The 17,284-nt window shown below is 60.8% G+C and carries 16 protein-coding genes; 10 read left to right on the plus strand and 6 right to left on the minus strand.

Translation table 11 applies throughout. The features are described 5' to 3' along the window. Window positions 1-2 precede the first annotated feature (2 nt). From KYK33_RS08485 to KYK33_RS08500, 4 genes are all read left to right on the plus strand, one after another. Window positions 3-653: a YfgM family protein gene (locus KYK33_RS08485; RefSeq protein WP_224432697.1), complete on the plus strand. Its 651-nt coding sequence runs from the start codon at window positions 3-5 to the stop codon at window positions 651-653. Beyond that, window positions 646-1,839, plus strand: coding sequence for an outer membrane protein assembly factor BamB (bamB, locus tag KYK33_RS08490; protein WP_042043765.1), 1,194 nt, complete (start codon window positions 646-648; stop codon window positions 1,837-1,839). Before KYK33_RS08485 ends, bamB begins: the two co-directional genes overlap by 8 nt. Before the next feature lie 74 nt (window positions 1,840-1,913). Further along, window positions 1,914-3,398, plus strand: coding sequence for a ribosome biogenesis GTPase Der (der, locus tag KYK33_RS08495; RefSeq protein ID WP_042043766.1), 1,485 nt, complete (start codon window positions 1,914-1,916; stop codon window positions 3,396-3,398). 167 nt (window positions 3,399-3,565) lie between these two features. Then, window positions 3,566-3,808 (plus strand): zinc ribbon domain-containing protein, encoded by a 243-nt coding sequence (locus tag KYK33_RS08500; RefSeq protein ID WP_042043767.1) that lies wholly within the window; start codon window positions 3,566-3,568, stop codon window positions 3,806-3,808. Between the two features lie 136 nt (window positions 3,809-3,944). Here KYK33_RS08500 and KYK33_RS08505 read toward each other — a convergent pair whose 3' ends face one another. Then, complete coding sequence (locus KYK33_RS08505; protein ID WP_224432698.1) at window positions 3,945-5,321, minus strand: amino acid permease; 1,377 nt, start codon at window positions 5,319-5,321, stop codon at window positions 3,945-3,947. Between the two features lie 427 nt (window positions 5,322-5,748). On the opposite strand from KYK33_RS08505, the gene KYK33_RS08510 reads away from it, so the two are divergent. After that, entirely contained in the window at window positions 5,749-6,015 is a 267-nt protein-coding gene (locus KYK33_RS08510; protein WP_042043769.1) for a hypothetical protein, read from the plus strand. A 129-nt stretch (window positions 6,016-6,144) separates the two neighbouring features. On the opposite strand, the gene ppsR is transcribed toward KYK33_RS08510, so the two are convergent. Beyond that, window positions 6,145-6,957, minus strand: a complete 813-nt coding sequence (ppsR, locus tag KYK33_RS08515) for a posphoenolpyruvate synthetase regulatory kinase/phosphorylase PpsR (RefSeq protein ID WP_042043770.1) — start codon at window positions 6,955-6,957, stop codon at window positions 6,145-6,147. A gap of 304 nt (window positions 6,958-7,261) precedes the next feature. On the opposite strand from ppsR, the gene ppsA reads away from it, so the two are divergent. Beyond that, window positions 7,262-9,634 carry a phosphoenolpyruvate synthase gene (ppsA, locus tag KYK33_RS08520; RefSeq protein ID WP_224432699.1) on the plus strand — a complete coding sequence of 791 codons (2,373 nt, stop codon included), beginning with the start codon at window positions 7,262-7,264 and terminating at the stop codon, window positions 9,632-9,634. Between the two features lie 70 nt (window positions 9,635-9,704). Here the strand turns inward: ppsA and KYK33_RS08525 are convergent, their stop codons facing one another. The 3 genes from KYK33_RS08525 to KYK33_RS08535 all read right to left on the minus strand — a co-directional run bounded on the left by KYK33_RS08525 (window position 9,705) and on the right by KYK33_RS08535 (window position 11,768). Beyond that, window positions 9,705-10,784: an SGNH/GDSL hydrolase family protein gene (locus tag KYK33_RS08525; protein WP_224432700.1), complete on the minus strand. Its 1,080-nt coding sequence runs from the start codon at window positions 10,782-10,784 to the stop codon at window positions 9,705-9,707. A gap of 229 nt (window positions 10,785-11,013) precedes the next feature. Then, on the minus strand, window positions 11,014-11,223 hold the full coding sequence (locus KYK33_RS08530) for a hypothetical protein (protein ID WP_224432701.1): 210 nt from the start codon (window positions 11,221-11,223) through the stop codon (window positions 11,014-11,016). A 5-nt stretch (window positions 11,224-11,228) separates the two neighbouring features. Then, the gene (locus tag KYK33_RS08535) at window positions 11,229-11,768 is read right to left on the minus strand and encodes an isochorismatase family protein (protein WP_224432702.1); all 540 of its coding nucleotides are present in this window, start codon (window positions 11,766-11,768) and stop codon (window positions 11,229-11,231) included. A gap of 301 nt (window positions 11,769-12,069) precedes the next feature. Here KYK33_RS08535 and KYK33_RS08540 point away from each other — a divergent pair, with 301 nt between their 5' ends. Both KYK33_RS08540 and KYK33_RS08545 read left to right on the plus strand, forming a co-directional pair. After that, the gene (locus tag KYK33_RS08540) at window positions 12,070-12,267 is read left to right on the plus strand and encodes a hypothetical protein (RefSeq protein WP_042652500.1); all 198 of its coding nucleotides are present in this window, start codon (window positions 12,070-12,072) and stop codon (window positions 12,265-12,267) included. Window positions 12,268-12,696: 429 nt separating this feature from the next. After that, window positions 12,697-13,524 carry a MetQ/NlpA family ABC transporter substrate-binding protein gene (locus tag KYK33_RS08545; protein ID WP_224432703.1) on the plus strand — a complete coding sequence of 276 codons (828 nt, stop codon included), beginning with the start codon at window positions 12,697-12,699 and terminating at the stop codon, window positions 13,522-13,524. 236 nt (window positions 13,525-13,760) lie between these two features. Here the strand turns inward: KYK33_RS08545 and KYK33_RS08550 are convergent, their stop codons facing one another. Next, window positions 13,761-14,483, minus strand: a complete 723-nt coding sequence (locus tag KYK33_RS08550) for a phosphatase PAP2 family protein (RefSeq protein WP_224432704.1) — start codon at window positions 14,481-14,483, stop codon at window positions 13,761-13,763. A gap of 416 nt (window positions 14,484-14,899) precedes the next feature. Between KYK33_RS08550 and KYK33_RS08555 the strand changes: the two genes are divergently transcribed. Together KYK33_RS08555 and KYK33_RS08560 are read left to right on the plus strand one after the other, a co-directional pair. Next, window positions 14,900-16,027 (plus strand): 4-phosphoerythronate dehydrogenase, encoded by a 1,128-nt coding sequence (locus tag KYK33_RS08555; RefSeq protein ID WP_224432705.1) that lies wholly within the window; start codon window positions 14,900-14,902, stop codon window positions 16,025-16,027. A gap of 130 nt (window positions 16,028-16,157) precedes the next feature. Further along, window positions 16,158-17,174: an aspartate-semialdehyde dehydrogenase gene (locus KYK33_RS08560; RefSeq protein WP_042043781.1), complete on the plus strand. Its 1,017-nt coding sequence runs from the start codon at window positions 16,158-16,160 to the stop codon at window positions 17,172-17,174. The last annotated feature ends 110 nt before the right edge of the window (window positions 17,175-17,284 follow it).

The following is a 17,284-nucleotide window of genomic DNA, read 5'->3' on the forward strand; positions in this document are numbered from 1 at the left end:
CCGTGGAAGTTTATACCACCGAAGATCAACAGGTTGAAGTTATCAAGAGCTGGTGGAAAGAGAACGGTACCTCGGTGATTGCCGGGACCGTCATCGGCTTGGTCGGCCTGTTTGGCTGGCGCTATTACAACGAATATCAGCAGACGAGCAAGGAGGCAGCTTCCCAGGCTTACAACCAGCTGACCCAGGCCCTGGCCAAGGGTGACGATGCCGCCTTTACCCAGGCGCAGAGCTTCATCGGCGAGCACAAGGGGGAATCCTACAGTGAGCTGGCGGCCCTGCAGCTGGCCGCTGCCGCCGTCAAGGCAGGCAAGCTGGACTTGGCCGAGCAGCAGCTTAGCCAGGTGGCTGCGCAAGGTGACGAGAGCGTACAGCCCATCGCTGGCCTGCGTCTGGCCCGGGTGCTGGGCGATCAGGGCAAGTTTGACGAGGCCCTGGCTCAGCTCGACAAGATCAAGAGCGAGGCCTTCAAGGCGCAGCTTGCCGAAGTGCGCGGCGATCTGCTGCTCAAGCAGGGCAAGCCGGAAGAGGCCCGCGATGCCTATCAGGCCGCAGCCGATGCCGGTGGTCTGCAAGCCAGCCCCGAGCTCAAGCTGAAGATGGACGATCTGGCGCTGCCAGCCAACGTCAATGCAGGAGCGCCGGATGCGTGATCTGAAACGTGACCTCAAACGGGTAGCGCTGGGTACCGCCATCGCCGTGGCGCTGCAAGGTTGTTCCCTGTTCAGCAAGGATGAAGATCTCAACCCCATGGCAGCTTTGCCCCAGGTTGAGTCCAGCTTCCAGGCCGATACCCTGTGGAGCAGCTCGGTAGGCGATGGCATTGGCAACTTCTACTCCCAGCTGCGCCCGGCGGTCGAGGATGATGTCATCTATGCCGCCGCCCGTGGCGGTGACGTGACCGCCTTCGAGCGTGCGAGCGGCAAGGAGTTGTGGAGCGTGGACTTGGCGGATCTGCCGGTCAACGCAGACAAGCGCAGCGCCCGCCTCTCCGGCGGTCTGGTGTCTCGTTATGGCAAGCTGTTCCTCGGCTCCGAAAACGGCCAGGTCTATGCCCTGGACGAAAAAGACGGTGCCGTGCTCTGGCAGACCACAGTGCCGGGTGAAGTGGTTGCCAGCCCGGCGGTCGAAGATGGCCGGGTCGTGGTACTGACGACCTCGGGTCGTCTGGTCGCGCTGGATAGCGATGAAGGCAAGCTGCAATGGACACTGTCCGAAGAGCAGCCGCCGCTGACTCTGCGCAGCACGGGTTCCCCCGTCATCACCAATGGTGCCGTCTTGTACGGCCGCGCCGATGGCAAGGTGGGTATCGCCCTGCTCAGCAACGGTCAACCGGTGCGCCAGTCCAAGGTTGCCGACCCGCGCGGTGCCACCGAACTGGATCGCATGGTGGACGTGGATGCCGCTCCGCTCATCGCCGGTGATGAACTCTATGCCATCGCTTACAACGGCCAGTTGATGGCCCGCAAGCTGATGACAGGTGACGAGGTGTGGAAGCGCAAATATTCCGGTTATCGCGACATGGCGGTGAGCGGTGATGCCATCGTGCTGACCGACAGCCGCAGTCACCTGTTTGCCATCGACCGTCGCAACGGTCTGGAGCTGTGGTCCAACACCCAGCTGGAAAATCGCAGCGTCACCGCCCCCGTCGTCTTTGGCGACTATGTGGTGGTGGGCGATGTGGAAGGTTACCTGTATTGGCTGGATCGTACCGATGGGTCCATCAAGGCGATGCAGCAGCTCGATAGCAGTGGTCTCTATGCCGCCCCTCTGGTGGATGAAGATGTACTCTATGTACAGAGCCGTGACGGTAAGTTGTACGCCCTTAAGCGTCCCTAACTGTCCGATATTTTGATTATCCGGCTCCTGGTCTTCGGACCCGGAGCCTTTGTCGTCTTGAGAATGAGGCTTTTATGACTCCTGTAGTAGCCCTGGTGGGCCGCCCCAACGTGGGGAAATCCACCCTGTTCAACCGCCTGACCCGTACCCGGGATGCCCTGGTGGCAGATTTCCCCGGCCTGACCCGGGATCGTAAATACGGCCAGGCGAAGCTGGGCGAGCTGGAATTTATCGTGGTCGATACCGGTGGTATCGATGGCACTGAAGAGGGTATCGAGCTGAAGATGGCCGAGCAATCCCTGCAGGCCATCGAAGAAGCCGATGTGGTGCTGTTCATGGTCGATGCCCGTGCCGGTCTGACCGCCGCGGATCAGGCGATCGCCGAGCACCTGCGCAAGGCCCAGAAGAAGGTGTTCCTGGTCGCCAACAAGACCGATGGCATCGATGGTGATTCCGCCGTCTCCGAGTTCTACTCCCTGGCGCTGGGTGAGGTCTATCAGATAGCCGCCGCCCATGGTCGCGGCGTGCTGAGCCTGCTGGAGCTCTCTTTGGCCCCGCACCTGGAAACCCTGGTCGGTGAAGACGATGTGCAGGAAGAGGAAGAAGAGGACTTCGATGAAGAAGCCCTGCTGCGCATGGTAGCCGCCGGTGATCTGGACACCCGGGAAGACACCAAGGAGACCCCCTTTGCCGACTTGCCTATCAAGTTCGCCATCGTCGGTCGCCCCAACGTCGGTAAATCCACCCTGACCAACCGCATGTTGGGTGAAGACAGGGTCATCGTCTATGACATGCCGGGTACCACTCGCGACTCCATCTACATCCCCATGGAGCGTGATGAGCAGAAGTACGTCATCATCGACACCGCCGGTGTGCGTCGTCGTGGCAAGGTGCATGAGACGGTGGAGAAGTTCTCCGTCATCAAGACCCTCAAGGCCATCGAAGATGCCAACGTCTGCCTGCTGGTGATCGATGCCCGCGAGACCATCACCGATCAGGACTTGAGTATCCTGGGCTTCGTGCTCAACACCGGTCGCTCCGTGGTGCTGGTGGTGAACAAGTGGGATGGTCTGGATACCGAAGTGAAGACCAGCATCAAGAATGAGCTGGATCGTCGTCTGGGCTTCATCGATTTCGCCCGGGTGCACTTCATCTCTGCCCTGCACGGTAGCGGGGTCGGCCACCTGTTCGAATCCATCCAGGAGGCGTACCAGTCCGCCACCCGCCGGACCAGCACCGCCATGCTGACCCGCATCATGCAGATGGCCCAGGAAGATCACCAGCCGCCCATGGTCAATGGTCGCCGGGTCAAGCTGAAGTATGCTCATGCCGGTGGTTACAACCCGCCGCGCATCGTCATCCACGGCAACCAGCTCAATGACTTGCCGGATTCCTACAAGCGCTATCTGATCAACTATTTCCGCAAGTCCCTGAAGATCATGGGCACCCCGATCCGGGTCGAGTTCCAGGAGTCGGTCAACCCCTTCGAGGGCAGGAAGAACACCATGACCCTGAGTCAGGAGCGGCAACGCAAGCGCCTGCTCAAGATGAAGAAGTAAGACAACGCGGCTGCCTCAGGGCAGCCGTTTTACATTGATGCAGTGCAATTCCCGCAGGCGCTCCCCATGTTATCTTGACCCTGACAATCGGCAGCAGCCATGCTGATAAGAGAGGGAGCGGGTCTGCGGCAGGCTCAAGCCAGACTCATATTATCAGGAGCATCACCATGAATGATTCCACGCCCAGTTGTCCCGCGTGTGCGGCGGCCCTGGATCCTCGCCATAGCGAACAGCGCTGCCCGGTCTGTCACGCCGAGTTGTGCTTTGAGGCCAGCTGTCCCGATTGTGGCGCCCCGCTGGAGCGGCTGCAGGCATGCGGTGCGGTCGACTATTTCTGTCAGGGGTGCAGCAGCCTCATCTCCAAGCGTCGGGTGATCTATGAGGTCAGGCGGGTAGGGGATGGCGAGTAGAGGAGAGGCCATGCAGCCGTTACAGCTCGTCCTTTCAATCGCTCGCCGACCAGCCAAATGAGATAGGAAAGAGGCGCCCACCGGGCGCCTCTTTTATGCAAGTTTGACTCGGCCTCTTGTCGGGCTTGTGTTGGCCTCAGGCCGGATTCACGGCGGCAGCGGCCAGGCGTTTGCGTTTGAACTGGTAACCGATGGCGAGCACCAGTATCCAGACCGGGATCAGCATGACGGAGATCTGGATGCCGGGGGTCAGATACATGATGACCAGGATACCCGCCATGAAGGCGAGGCAGAGGTAGTTGCCAAAGGGGTACCAGAACGCCTTGAACTTAGGCTCGATCCCCTGGGCCTGCTTGGCCTTGCGGAATTTGAGATGAGCCAGGCTGATCATGGCCCAGTTGATGACCAGGGCCGACACCACCAGCGCCATCAGCAGCTCGAAGGCCTTGCCCGGGATCAGGTAGTTGATCAGCACGCACAGCAAGGTGGCACCCGCCGAGATGGAGATGGCGACCATGGGAACACCGCTCTTGCTGGTCTTGAGCAGCGCCTTGGGACCATTGCCCTGCTTGGCCAGACCAAACAACATCCGGCTGTTGCAGTAGACGCAGCTGTTGTAGACCGAGAGCGCCGCGGTCAGTACCACCATATTGAGCACAGTCGCCACCAGATCGCTGTCCAGGGCATGGAAGATCATCACGAAGGGACTGCCGCCCTCGACGACTTTGCCCCAGGGGTAGAGGGACATCAGTACTGCCAGGGCGCCGATATAGAAGATGAGGATGCGGTAGATCACCTGGTTGGTGGCCTTGGGAATACTCTTTTGCGGATCGTCGGCTTCGGCGGCCGTGATACCGACCAGCTCCAGACCCCCGAAGGAGAACATGATGACCGCCATGGCCATCACCAGGCCGCTGATACCGTTGGGGAAGAAACCGCCCTGATCCCAGAGGTTGGTCACGCTCGCCTCGGGGCCGCCGCTGCCGCTGGCCAGCAGGTAACCACCAAAGCCAATCATGCCGACGATGGCGACCACCTTGATGATGGCGAACCAGAACTCCATCTCGCCAAATGCCTTGACGTTGGTGAGGTTGATGGCGTTGATCAGCACGAAGAAGAGGGCCGCCGACATCCAGGTCGGGATCTCGGGCCACCAGTACTGGACATAGATGCCGACTGCGGTGAGCTCGGCCATGCTGACCAGCACATAGAGTACCCAGTAGTTCCAACCAGACGCGAAGCCCGCGAAGTCACCCCAGTATTTATAGGCAAAGTGGCTGAAGGAGCCTGCCACCGGCTCTTCCACCACCATCTCGCCGAGCTGGCGCATGATGAGGAAGGCGATGAAGCCGCCGATGGCATAGCCGAGCAGCACTGAGGGGCCGGCCATCTTGATGGTCTGGGCTATCCCCAGAAACAGGCCGGTGCCGATGGCGCCGCCCAGGGCGATGAGCTGGATATGGCGGTTCTTGAGGCCGCGCTTGAGCTCATCGCCTTGTGGTTGAAGATCCATACTGAGTCCTTTTGATTCGTCAGTCCGTCGCTTTCGTCATTTCGTAGCCAAAAGCTGACGCAACCTGTATTTATTTCGTTACATGGTGCCATTTGTTGTTTTTCATGGTGGCTACCAACCGCAGCAGAATAGTGATAAACGACCCGTGTTGCACCTGTTTTTGCTATCATTCGCTGGCTTTTTCGCCTCTTATCAGTCTTTTCTTGAGGTTCTTCTCACTTTTTCTGGTCATTGCTCACTATCTGGTCGACTGATTATGCCGATCTTGATCTTCTTCACTATCCGTGATTAATGGTGTAGAGATTCATTGGAGGCTTCTTGCATTCGCTTCCGCCTTGCTTGCCCATGTCAGTGGCAGGTGGGGCAGGACAATCAGTGGCAAGAGCGGTATCCATCACTGTTATGACGAGGAGAGGCGGGTTCTGGGATGATGAAGATGGTGGGCTGGGTCATGATGGCCCTGTTGTGGGGAGTGCTGTGTCTGGCGCCGCTGCTGCTGTTGCTGGCCCTGGGTGTCTTGTTGTGCCTCGGGTTCCTGGCCCAGGCCAGCTGGCCCTGGGTGATGGCGGGGGCTGGCCTGCTCGGCCTTGGACTGGGGATCTGGCTGGCGGAGCGGGTGCGCGGTGGTTATGGTTTGATCTCCTTCTACGGCAAGCTGATGAGTAACCGTGAGCTGAACCTGCCAAAGAGCTGACAACGGGAGGGGAACCCGGGGTGTTTCCCCGGCCAGCCCTATGACAAAGAGCCCTGAACCCGCGTTGGCGGGAACAGGGCTCTTTGCATGGCAAGCTGGGCTGACTTTTGTTGCGGATGAGCGCCGCTCTCAATAGAGCTGGCGGCGCATGCCGGTGCCCTCGAGGATCTTGGCGCTGATCTCCTCCACCGAGTGGGCGCTGGTATCGAGGAAGCGGATCGCCTCTTGGCGATAGAGGCGCTCGACGCTCGCCAGCTCCTGCTGGCACTGCTCCAGGGAGGAGTAACGACTGTTGGCCCGGCGCTGGTTGCGGATCTCATGGAGCCTGTCCGGGGTGATGGTCAGCCCGAACAACTTGTGGCGATTGGCTTTGAGGGCGGCGGGCAGCTCCAGAGCCTGCATGTCCTGTTCGATGAAGGGGTAGTTGGCGGCCCGCACGCCAAATTGCAGCGCCAGATAGAGGCTGGTCGGTGTCTTGCCGCAACGGGAGACGCCGATGAGGATGATGTCCGCCTCGTCATACTCCTTGGTGGTGATGCCATCGTCGTTCGCCAGGGCAAAGTTGACCGCCTCGATGCGGTCGTCATAGAGCTTGCGGTTCTCCATGCCGTGGGTGCGATGCAGACGCGGGGTGGCCTTGATGCCAAGCTCTTGCTCCAGGGGACTGACGAAGGTGTTGAGAAAGTCATGGCTGCTGGCGTGGGCTTTGAGCACCTCTTCACGCACCTGCGGGTCGACGATGGTGTGGAACAGTATGGGGCGAACCCCGGTTTGGCGGAACTGCTCGTCGATGCGCATGCGGACCAGACGCGCCTTCTCCAGGGTCTCCACGAAAGGGATGGTGACCTGCTCGAAGATCATGGGAAATTGGCTGAGTACCGCGTGGCCAAACACCTCGGCGGTGATGGCAGTGCCATCTGAAACATAAAAAACGGTGTGCACTGGCCGCTCCCTTTTTACTTGCTGCGAAGAAAGTATCTCTCGATACCAAACGACTATTGTCAACCGATCTGCCGTTTCCAAGTTGTGAACTCGGTTGCAAACCTGAATCGTTACCTTTTTGTGTTCGCATTGTAGAATGTCTGTGTCATTCGGCCTATCCCCAAATCTTGCGTGGGGATTTTTTTGACCGGGAGAAGAAAACGTTTTCTCGGCGGGCGGCGACAGCACAAACTAACAAAAAAAGCACACAACAAGGCACAGATGGTGCACCGGCACCCTGGCCCACCAACCTGGAGACATGCAAATGCAACAGTACGTACTTTGGTACGAACAACTCGGAATGCAAGATGTAGAACGAGTCGGCGGCAAGAATGCATCCCTTGGCGAGATGATCAGCAACCTGTCTGGTGCCGGTGTGTCCGTGCCGGGTGGGTTTGCTACCACGGCGTTTGCTTTTAATGAGTTTCTGGAGCGCAGCGGGCTCAATGATCAGATCCATGACTTGCTCGACCGTCTGAATGTGGATGACATCGCGGCCCTCGGCGCCGCCGGTAACCAGATCCGTCAGTGGGTGATCGATGCCCCCTTCCAGCCGGAGCTGGAAGAGGCCATCCGCAGCGCCTATGACAAGCTCAGTGCCGGGCTGGAGGCCTCCTTTGCGGTGCGCTCCTCCGCCACCGCCGAAGACATGCCGGATGCTTCCTTCGCGGGCCAGCAGGAGACCTTCCTCAACGTGCGCGGCATCGATGCCGTCATGACCGCCGTCAAGCATGTGTTTGCCTCCCTGTTCAACGATCGCGCCATCTCCTACCGGGTGCACCAGGGCTATGACCACAAGGGCGTGGCCCTCTCCGCCGGCATCCAGCGCATGGTGCGCTCAGACTTGGCCGCCTCCGGTGTCATGTTCACCCTGGATACCGAATCGGGTTTCAACGATGTGGTCTTCATCACCGGTAGCCAGGGGTTGGGGGAGATGGTGGTGCAGGGTGCGGTCAATCCGGACGAGTTCTATGTCCATAAGCCGACCCTGAAAGCGGGTCGCCCCGCCGTGGTGCGCAAGACCTTGGGATCCAAGCTGCTCAAGATGACCTACTCCAGCGATGCGGGTCATGGCCGTCAGGTCAAGATTGAAGATACCCAGGATGCGGAGCGCAACCAGTTCTGCATCAACAATGACGAGGTGATGGAGCTGGCCAAGCAGGCGCTCATCATCGAGCAACACTATGGCCGTCCCATGGACATCGAGTGGGCCAAAGATGGTCAGGATGGCAGGCTCTACATCGTCCAGGCTCGTCCCGAGACGGTACGCAGTCGCCAGGAGGCCAACACCCTCGAGCGTTTTGCCCTCAAGCAAGCGGGCAAGGTGTTGATTGAAGGGCGTGCCATCGGTCACAAGATAGGGGCGGGCCCGGCCCGGGTCATCAGCTCCATCAGCCAGATGGACGAAGTGCAACCCGGTGACGTGCTGGTCACCGACATGACGGATCCGGACTGGGAGCCCATCATGAAGCGGGCCTCCGCCATCGTCACCAACCGCGGTGGTCGCACCTGCCACGCCGCCATCATCGCCCGCGAGCTGGGTATCCCCGCCGTGGTCGGCTGTGGCGATGCCACGGATCACATTGCGCCGGGCCAGCTCATCACCGTCTCCTGCGCCGAGGGCGATACCGGCTTCATCTATGATGGCCAGCTCGACTTCGAGGTGGCGGTGACACAAGTGGGCAACATGCCGCGCCTGCCCATCAAAGTGATGATGAACGTCGGCAACCCGGACAGAGCCTTCGACTTTGCCCAGTTGCCCAACGCCGGTGTGGGTCTGGCGCGCCTCGAGTTCATCATCAACCGCATGATAGGGGTGCACCCCAAGGCCCTGCTGGAATTTGACAAGCAGAGCCCGGCGCTGCAGGCCACCATCACCAAGATGATCGCCGGCTACGAGAGCCCCCGCGAGTACTACATCGCCAAATTGACCGAAGGCATCGCCACCCTGGCCGCCGCCTTCTGGCCGGAGCGGGTGATAGTGCGGATGTCGGACTTCAAGTCCAACGAGTACGCCAATCTGGTGGGGGGCCGTGGCTACGAGCCCCATGAAGAGAACCCCATGATAGGCTTCCGCGGTGCCTCCCGTTACATCGCCGACAGCTTCCGTCCCTGTTTCGCCCTCGAATGCGAGGCGATGAAGCGGGTGCGCGATGTGATGGGGCTGACCAACGTCGAGGTGATGATCCCCTTCGTGCGCACCGTGGGTGAAGCCGAGCAGGTGATCGAGATCCTGGCCGAGAACGGTCTGCGCCGTGGCGAACGGGGCCTGAAAGTCATCATGATGTGTGAACTGCCCTCCAACGCCCTGTTGGCAGATCAGTTCCTGCAGCACTTCGATGGCTTCTCCATCGGCTCCAACGACATGACCCAGCTCACCCTGGGACTGGACAGGGATTCCGGCCTCATCGCCCACCTGTTCGACGAGCGTAATGATGCGGTCAAGGCGCTGCTGGCCATGGCCATCCAGGCCGCGCGCAAGGCGGGCAAGTATGTCGGCATCTGCGGCCAGGGCCCGTCCGATCACCCGGACTTCGCCGCCTGGCTGGTGGAGCAGGGCATCGACTCGGTGTCGCTCAACCCCGATACGGTCGTCGATACCTGGCTCTATCTGGCCGAGCAGCACAAGGCCGGCTAAGTCAGCCAATCCGCTCTCGATACAACGGCGCCGCAAGGGCGCCGTTTTTTATGGGTTGCCAGCCGGATCTCTATTCAGGCAAGAGCCCTTGCTGACGGATAAGCCCGACCAGGCTCGCCGCTATGCCGTCATGCTCGGCGGCGGTCGGGTGCCAGAGGCAGCCTGAGTTGTCGGAGCGCATCTGTTCGATCAGCACGGGAGGCTCCCCCAGCAGGGCGAGCTGTTGCTGCAACCGGGTCAGGGTCTGGTTCAGCCGGTCGTGGGGCCAGAGATACTGGCCCATCAGGATGATGGGGGGGCTGTCGTAGCGCTGGCGCAGATCCCGCAGCAGCTCGACATAGCCATCGATCCAGGCCTGCTGGAAGCTCTCCTGATCCGGCCAGGGTTCGTGGGGTTGCAGCTCGGAGCTGAAGTCATTGGTGCCGAGTTCGACGACGATCAGCACCGGGTGTTGACTCTCGAAATCCGTGCCCCCCTGATAGACGGCGCCCGCCTTGTCCAGATAGTGGGGCAGGGCATGGTGGGGCTGGTTGCCGTCCCAGTTGCGCAAGAGTCCGAGCCCCGAGTAAGAAACCTGGCTATGGGTGGCTCCGAGCAGCGCCGCCGTTTTGGCCGGGAAGGCAAGCCTGGCGTTGGAGCTATTGAGGTTCTCCTCCCAACTGCATTCGCGCTTGTTCGACTCGCTGCCCATGCCGGCGCTGATGGAGTCACCGACAAACAGCAGGTGGGGCTTTTGCTGCCAGAGGCCGCTCACTACTCCGTCGGTGACCAGGGCGTCCAGGGTCAGCATGGCGTCATAGGTTTCGGTGCGTTTGACCAGCTCGACCTTGACCGAGCGAGGCGTCGGCCACTGCAGCAGGGGATAGGTGTGCATGCCCTGGCCGGTCTTGATGACGCCTTGCAATTGGTCATCGATCAGCAGATCGAACTGGCTCTGCTGGCCGTCCATGGCGATGGCGAGCTCCCGTCCCTCGAAGCGAAAGGTGAGCCGGGTCGCCGGCCAGTTGAGCCGCACGTCCTGTTTGACCCAGTCGCGTACGATGCGTCCCTCGTAATTGAGGCGATGATCCGTGGCTTCAATGCGGGCGCCCTGTGCCTCGGCGGCCAGTCCCATGGCGGCGAGCAGGAGGAGTCCTTTCACTGTCTTCATGCTGATCCCTGTGCTGTTTCATTGAGTGGGGGCAGGGAAGGCCATGACGCCGGCGCCGATCCCGTGCACGATGGGAACCGATCAGGCATACGCCACCATCGCTGCCATTTGACGCCCAGCAAATGGGCGCCGAATGAAGATAGATGGAGAGGTGCTGTGCATAAAAGCAGCATCGTCAGGATCTGTGGGGGCCATCAAACTTTTTACTCAAAGATTAATAAGTGTCCCCTCAGCCCGCTGTCCCATCAGGGCCAGGCCATTCGTGAGGAAGGAATGCGGGGCAGCCGAGCAGGATCCACCAGAGGAAGTAGCAGATCACGACGCCTGCCCAGAGCCAAGCCAAATAGCGACGAGTGAGCGCCATGCCGAGCATGCTCACCGCCAGTGCGACCTGGAAAGCGATCAGCCCAAATATAAAGGGCGCCATGCTCTCCATCATGGCGCTTATCTCACCAGGGCCAGGATCTGGCGAAACGCCGGATGGCGGCAATCCCCCAGCAACTCATAGAGGCACATCTCCACCGAGCTGAGCCGTGCCCCCAATGCCGCCAATTGATCGACGGCCACCGCCTTGTTGGCGGCAGTGCGCGACGACACCGCATCTACCACCAATGATACCTGGGCGCCCTCGTCCAACAGCCCCTGCACCGTCTGGTAGACGCAGATATGGGCCTCGATGCCGCACACCAGCCAGTGGGTCACCCCGGTTTCGCTGATCGCCGCCGCCACCTGCGGCTCCCCCAGGGCGCCGAAGCTGAACTTGGGCAGCACCTGTGTCCCGGCTTGCAGCGGCTGCAGCTCGGGCACCGTGGCCCCGAGCTTGTCCGGGTTCTGCTCCAGCCAGATCACCGGCAAGCCCAGCGCCCGGGCGCCTTGCACCAGCCGGGCGGTGTTGGCGATGAGGGACTCGCTCCCCTCGACGAGGCGGGCCAGCTTGCCCTGAATATCGACGACCAGCAGGCCTGTGGTGGAGGTGATCAACATGGTGACTCCTTAGCAAGGGATCGCGTGCTAGGTGGCCCGCGAACGGCATGGGGAGCGGCGAGCAGGCTCGGCGCGATACCCCTTTTTATATAGAGAGAAACAAATTGTTACCAGAGCGCCAGTGACGCACCGGGCGGACGGCGCTAGAGTCGGGCCATGAAAAAGCACCTGACAGTGCTAAGACCAGTGTCGCCAAATTTGGCAACGAATCCGGCCGAACGAGTGGGAAGATCTTGTTATTAAAGCAGTTCCAGCCCTTGTTCAAGAGTGCGCCGCGATTAACTTAACGATGGGAATCACCATGAAGAAAATCATTCTGCTTATGTCCGTCGCTGGTCTGATGGCTGGTTGTTCCAGCCCTGCCCAGCGCATGGCGGACTGCCAGGCGCAGGGGATCAGCAAGGATACCTGCTACCTGGCAGAGCAAAATCGCCAGACTGCCATCCTCGGCGCCGCCGAGAAGCAGGCGATGGAGAACGCCAGCAAGGCGGTCAAGTAAGGCGTTGTCGGTTCAATCCGTCGGTGTATTCCCAAAGCCCTGGTGTCGATGACGCCGGGGCTTTTTGCTATGGAGGGCATGGCGCCCGCACGGTCGGACTGCGCTACTCGTCGCCCAGACGGAAGGGCACCAAATGACCATCCTATGCCGGATGAGGCCGGGATGGCGAGATCCTGCTCATCATTATTATGTGGCTTATCAAAGATTTTCGCGCGAGGAGCGGTGACGGACCGCGCCTCGGCATCGGCACTGGTGCTCGCCATCTTTGCGCAAGCTCAGCCGATTTTGTCGCTTGGCGAAGGGCGGAGGCTCTGTTATGGTGATCTTAATTAGCCATTTGGATGGCTAGATGGTTGTGGTGATTCTGCTCGCAGGGCAGACGTCGCAACCCGGCCACCGTTTCGATGATCATTTTGACAAGGAGTCCCCATGCAGCGCCGTTCCCTCTTCAAGCTCTCCGCCCTCGCTCTGCTCGCCAGCAGCTTGCCATTGTCAGCCTTTGCCATTGATGAGGCGAAGAAAGAGATAGTGATCGGCACCACTGTCGGGGACTTTGCCGACATGGTGACCGACTCCATCAAGCCGCAGCTTGAGGCCAAGGGCTACCAGGTGAAGCTGGTGGAGTTCACCGACTATGTGACCCCCAATATCGCCCTGGCCGATGGCTCCCTCGATGTGAACTGCTTCCAGCACAAGCCCTATCTGGAGAGCTTCGCCAAGGATAGAGGACTGTCGCTGGCTCCCATCACCCAGGTGCCGACCGGTCCCATGGGGCTCTACTCGGGCAAGCTGAGCGATCTGAAAGCGCTGAAAGAGGGGAGCACAGTAGCCATCCCCAATGATCCCACCAACCAGGCGCGGGCGTTGCTGATGCTGCAGGATCTGGGCTGGCTGACCCTGAAGGAGGGCATCAACCCGCTCAAGGCGAGCGAGTTCGACGTGGTGAAGAATCCGCACGACATCAAGCTGGTGCTGTTGGAGGCGGCGCAACTGCCGCGCTCACGGGAGGATGTGGACTTCTCTGTCATCAATGGCAACTTCGCCGCCTCCAGCGGCATCCCGTTCAGCGAGGGGCTCTTCCTCGAGCGCAGCTACGACTTCATCAATTGGGTGGTGGTGAAGAGCGCCGATGCCGACAAGCCGTTCGCCAAGGATGTGATCGCCGCCTACAACTCCCCCGAGTTCAAGGCCTATGCCGCCAAGCGCTTCGCTGGCTACAAATACCCCGAAGGCTGGCAGGGGCAGAACAAGGGGTGAGCCGACCCCCCATGACGGATGGTTTGATATGAGCACGGGCACCCAGGGGTGCCCGTGCTCATATTCGCCGCAGTGTGGGCCGCCGATGGCGACGGGCAATCAGTGGTGGCGTAGCCACCCGCAGACGGTGCGGCAAACAGCGTGTCAGGTTGCCGAGCAGAGTGCTCGTCAACCCATGCAGGGTGAGGTCTGTGACAGGGCATGCGCCGCGCCCTGGTGCAGCATCTGGAGAGGGATCAGTGGTGGCGTAGCCACCAGCGGGCGGCAAACAGGGCGGTCAGGCTGCCGAGCAGGGCGCTGGCCAGCACATCCAGCGGCCAGTGCATGCCGATCAGGGTGCGTGACAGGCCGATGGCGAGGGCCCACAGCGGCAGCAGCCAGACTCCGCGGGGCGCGCGGGCCAGCCAGATCAGACCGAAGAACTGGGCGAGGCTCATGGCGGCGATGCTGTGGCCGGAGGGGAAGGCGTAATTCACTTCCGCCTGCCAGTGGTTGCCTAGCCACTGGGGCAGGGCCAGCAGCTGGCTCGCCGCATGTACCTGTTCGCTGCGCACCTCAACCTGACTGGCATAGAACTGCTCGATGGCGGGGATCAGCTGCTGGCTCTCCAGCCAGAGCAGATAGGGGCGCGGCTCCTGGGTCAGGTGCTTGATCAGGCTCTTGATGACCCAGTCGCCCGCGAGCACGGCAAAGAGGGCGCCACTCAAGGCCAGCAGGGCGGGCAGGCTCAGGGCCAGCTTGTAGCGGGTCAGCAGCAGCAGGGCCAGGATACTGATGGCGAGGCCGGGAAAATCCACCATGCGGGTGAGGGCGTAGGGCCACCACAACCACTCCGATTGCAGGGCATTGAGCCTAAAAGGCTGCCAGGGCAGGCAGACCAGCAGCACCAGCGGCAGGATCAGGGCGGCACTGAATGCAAGCGCCTGGCTGCGCGGCAGTGAAGAGGAGTGCGTCGACATAACAAGGCTCGTAACGGTGCCGTGGCGCGGCAGATAAAAAGAGGTGACATTGTGCCAGCCCCGGCTTGGCGGTCAAGTCGCGAGAGGCGGCCAACAACATGGTGTTACAAATCAGGGGCGCCATCAGTCAGTTGCCCTGTGTGGGTCAGGGCGGCGAAGCGACTGTGGCGGCAGCAGAGGCATGAATCTGAGTGCCTGACCAGTTGCTCTGTGTGGGCCAGGGCGGCGAAGCGGCTGTGGCGGCAGCAGAGGCATGAATATAAGTGTCTGACCCGTTGTCCTGTGCGGATTAGGGGGGAAGCGTCCGTGGCGGCAGAAGAGAGACGAATAAGTGTCTGACCACTTGGCCTGTATGGGCTAGAATGGCGCGCCCCTGGCCGATTGCGCACATCAGTCTTGAACATGAAGAGAGCCCAATGAAGATCGTCGTCGATGAAAATATGCCCCATGCCTGCGAGTTGTTTGCCGAATTTGGCGAGGTGGTCCCCTTGCCCGGGCGGCATATCAGCGCGGCGGATCTGCAGGATGCCGACGTGCTGCTGGTGCGATCCGTGACTCGGGTGGATGCCAGCCTGCTCGCCGACTGCCCGCGGCTGAGCTTCATTGGCACCGCGACCATAGGCACGGATCATATCGACAAAGCCTTGCTGGCGACGCGCAATATCCCCTTCTTCAGTGCCCCCGGTTGCAACAAGCAGTCGGTGGGGGATTATGTGCTCTCCGCCCTGCTGGTGCTGGCCGAGCGTTATGAGCTGACCCTGGCGGGCATGAGCCTGGCCGTGATAGGGGCGGGCAACACGGGGGAGTGCGTGGCGGGCAAGGCCGAAGCGCTCGGCATGAAGGTGCTGCGCTGCGATCCCCCCCGGGCGAGGGCGCAGACGGAGGAGGGGCACGAGTTTGTCGACTACCAGACAGCCCTGTCGGCCGACATCGTCAGCTTCCATGTGCCCATCACCTCTGAGGGCCCCGATGCGACCTACCATCTGCTCGATGCCGCCCACATAGCCGCTTGTCCAGCCGGGCAGATCCTCATCAATGCGTCACGGGGTGAGGTGTGGGACAATCAGGCCCTGCTCACCCGCCAGCGCGGCGAACGCCCGCTGCGGCTGGTGATGGATGTGTGGGAAAACGAGCCCCATATTCTGGCGGCGCTGGTGGCGCATACCGAGCTTGCCACGCCCCATATTGCCGGCTACAGCCTGGAGGGCAAGGCGCGCGGTACCTGGATGCTCTATCAGGCTCTCTGTCAGCAGACGGGACGCAATCCGCGCGGGGATCTGCACAAGTTGCTGCCCGCCCCGGAGGTGAGTGCACTCAGCCCTGGACGAGGGGTGGATCAGGGGCTGATCAAGCAGTTGGTCCATCTGATTTACGATGTGCGCCGCGATGATGCCCGCTTTCGGAACCGACTCGGCATTCAGGGCAGCTTCGATGGCCAGCGCAAGGACTACCCGGAGCGGCGTGAGCTGTCGGCCCTGCGTCTGACCGGTCCCTTTGCCGCGCCCCCAGCCCTGGCGGCACTGGGATTTGACTGCCAACCCTGACCCCATGCCGGGCGTTTGGCTTTTGCCAGCGCGAATGACAAGTACCACCGATTTACAGTCATAGATAAGCAGGACTCGTCCTGCCGCAGGAGGGCTCAGAGCCCTCCTGATCATTTGAGAGGAGAGAATGATGAGCCAGCAGTTTAACGTAGCGGTATTGGGCGCAAGTGGCGCCGTGGGTCAAGCCATGATCGAGATCCTGGCAGAGCGAAACTTCCCGGTCGCCACCCTCTATCCCCTGGCCTCCAGCCGCAGCGCCGGTGACACAGTGCGTTTTGGTGGCAAGCACCTCGATATTCTGGATGTGGAAGAGTTCGACTGGAGCAAGGTCGAGCTAGCACTCTTCTCCGCAGGATCCGAGGTGTCCGCCAAGTGGGCGCCTATCGCCGCCGAACAGGGGTGTATCGTCATCGATAACACCTCCTGTTTCCGTTATGAAGACGATGTGCCTCTGGTTATTCCGGAAGTGAACCCGGATGCCCTGGCCGATTTTCGCAATCGCAACATCATCGCCAACCCGAACTGCTCCACCATACAGATGCTGATGGCGCTCAAGCCCCTGCATGACGAGGTGGGCATTGCCCGCATCAATGTGGCGACCTATCAGTCGGTCTCGGGTTCGGGCAAGGAGGGGGTGAGCGAACTGGCTGGCCAGACCGCCAAGTTGCTCAACGGCCTGCCGGTAGAGCCCAGCCTCTACCCTCAGCAGATCGCCTTCAACCTGATCCCGCAGATCGATGAGTTCACCGACAACGGCTACACCCGTGAAGAGATGAAGATGGTGTGGGAGACCCAGAAGATCCTGGGGGATGCCAGTATCGCCGTGAACCCCACCTGTGTGCGGGTGCCCGTGTTCTACTGCCACGCCGAGGTGCTGCACGTCGAGCTGCATCAGCCCCTGGATGCCGAGCAGGTTAAAGCGCTGCTGCGCGAGGCCCCCGGTATCAGCCTGTTTGACGAGGATGCCAGCTATCCGACCCCGGTTGGCGACGCCACCGGTCAGGATGACGTCATGGTTGGTCGTATCCGTCAGGATATTTCTCACCCTTGCGGTATTAATATGTGGATCGTGGCCGATAACGTTCGTAAGGGCGCGGCAACCAATAGTGTGCAAATTGCCGAATTGCTGATCCGCGACTACCTGTAAGTTCCTGTCGACACTCGGCCTCTCGTCCAAGGGAGGCCGAGTGTGATCGAAGTTGCAGGAAGCGGCCTCGACATTCCCCCTTAATATCAATTAATTAACTTTGCCCCTAC

The organism is Aeromonas rivuli, assembly GCF_020149575.1.
Taxonomy (GTDB): domain Bacteria; phylum Pseudomonadota; class Gammaproteobacteria; order Enterobacterales; family Aeromonadaceae; genus Aeromonas; species Aeromonas rivuli.